Origin of the sequence: Pedobacter anseongensis (assembly GCF_037482965.1) — a bacterium.
In the GTDB taxonomy this organism is placed as follows: domain Bacteria; phylum Bacteroidota; class Bacteroidia; order Sphingobacteriales; family Sphingobacteriaceae; genus Pedobacter; species Pedobacter anseongensis.
In genome coordinates, this window is sequence record NZ_JBBHKB010000009.1 from 1 (window position 1) to 2,456 (window position 2,456).

The window sequence follows — 2,456 nt, forward strand, 5'->3', positions numbered from 1 at the left end:
GCGAGCTTTTATCAATGCTGTATTTGGGGCTGTAGAATTCTTTTGGCACGTACAATGGAAGTGGTCTGAATACGTATACGCCCCTCGAAGTGTTAATCCACGGCCCTTTACCACTACGCGTAATGATGTCGAGGTAGAAATAGGTTTGCTCTGACCCACCTCCTTCATAAAGCATAATATCTTTAATATCTTCGGCGCTTAACGTATTAAATATAAATCTATTTGTGGCAATAGCAGGGGCAACTTTACCAGTGACATTATAACCTGGATCGGTAACTACACCATCTACAACATTTGTATTAATATTATCAATCATTACAATCCCAATTGGCCTCATACCAATAGAAAAACCTGACGATGGGTTGGTCATAGTAAACCCTGGAAATTTTTCTCTTAACAGATCGTATAATGTTTTACGAGGGGTCTTTTTGAGTTCTGCTTCGGTAATCTGTCCATAAGGATGCGCATCCCAAGCCGTTTTTTCAATGAAGTCGTTCAGCCGTTTATTGCCTTTAATTTCTACCTCCTTAAGTCGTTCGCCTTCAAGTTTTAATTGTTCGAGACCGATCGGTCTTTTTTGGTTTTCAGTAGTTTTGAAATAGTTTAATTTCGTGCTATCGGCATTAACATACCAAGGTGTAATTCTTTTTGCGGTGAAGCTAATTTTTGAGGGTATAAATTCTTCTACAAAAATATTTGCTGCGGGTTCGTTTCCATTAGCGTTCTTTATTTTAATACTGTAGGCTGCACTATCTAAAAGCGGTAGGTCTTTAAACACAAACTTGCCTTCGTTATTGGTGATCGTGTCGGTGACAAAAAGATTTCGACCCAGCGCAAGTAAGGTTAATTTAATTGTTGAAGCGGGTTTATTGAATAAGCGCATTACCTTTCCTTCAATTAAATTATCTTTCTCTGGCTTAAATTTGGGTGGCTCTAATGGCTTTAACATTTCGTTCCACTTGTAGCCTATCCATCCTTGAGTTAATAAAAGATGATCGAGCGCCAAAAGTGTGGCGGCCTCGGTATTCTGAAAGTACCAACTTCCATCTTCAATATTTCCTTTGATATCGCTCTGTAACAAAAAATAACTTACGATATGATCTTGATTTTCATCTTGCTTTACCTGACTGTTATCGGTGATTGAAATGGCAAAGCTGGCCGCTATTGGTAATCCTGTTTCATTAGTGGCTGCAAGTTCAATAGCAATACTATCTCTAGGACTATAGCTGTTTTTATCTGAACTGATTTTAAGGTTTATCTTTTGTTTGTAATTGATAAAAACTTGTCGTTCATTTAGCGGCAATTGTGTAGGCGAAAATAAGGTAAAATGGATAACACCATCTGGAAAACTTTTTTTGGCTAATTTTAGATTAAAGAATCCATTTTTAAGATTTACAGGAGTAGTAATCAGGGGTTCGCCAGCGGATTGAGCGATTAACGCATAATTTTCATCCCTTGTCTTCCCCTCGGTGGCTTTTACATAGATTAATACCGAATCAGGTTTAGAAAGGTGATCGATCCTTAAGCTAGTGCCTTCATCTTTTGCCGCAGGTAAATTTAAACGCTGTTCTTTTCCAGCTAGCGTATAAACAGCGGTATAATTATCGCCCTTTTGGGGAAGAAGATAAAAACTTCCCATTCCTTTGTGGAGGGTCGATAAGTCTGCGATCTTTTCATTTTTTGAATTTATGATCGTTCCAGTGATTTTTTTCCCTTTCCCATCGACCCCTATGGCCTTGAAAGCGACCTTTCCGTAGATGCCATTTATCATATATCCACCTTCGGGCATAAATTGTAGGTCTACTTCCTCTTCGTCCTGCAAAAGTATTGGGAGCTCGGCATTTCTTTTTCTATCATTTTTATCGACGATATAAAAACTAGAGTTTGCTGCTAATTTGTTATCGGGCAGTGGAATTTGCGTTTCAATAATCCCATTCTGGCTAGTCTGCAGGTCTGCTTTCATGATTCTTTTCTTGCCACTCATTAAGTACACCTCAACATCCCGAAGTCCCGCCGCCTCATTCTTTATATTTGAAATTCTTGTTTTAAGTTCGAGTGTCTTGCTTGTCCCTGTTGTGGTAATCTTTTGATAAGAATCTAAAAGCCATGTCTGGGTGCCTACATTGCCAATATAAATGCTTTTTTGGAAGAAATAATCGTCGCCGAAATTCTGTTGCCAATTGGTATAGGCTCTTATGGTATACGTGCCTGAAGGGAGCTTGTTTTTTAAGGCGAAATCGCCGTAACCAAGTCCGTTATTTAAGGCAATTACCCTATTTTCTACCAGTCTGCTGCTATCATTGAAAAGTTCGATGTGAATTCTATCTGTCTGCAAATTAGCGGTAAGGTTGCCATTTAGCAAAATGGTCTTAAACCATATTGTATCGCCAGCGTTGTAATAGGGTTTATCTAAAGAAAGGTACAATTTCTCTTTGGGGAAGATTTTATTGTAGGTG

The 2,456-nt window shown here is 38.6% G+C and carries 1 protein-coding gene; it reads right to left on the bottom strand.

The genetic code is table 11. The features are described 5' to 3' along the window. A partial coding sequence (locus tag WG904_RS19555; RefSeq protein WP_339581043.1) for an MG2 domain-containing protein occupies nt 1-2,456 on the bottom strand: 2,456 nt, incomplete at both ends.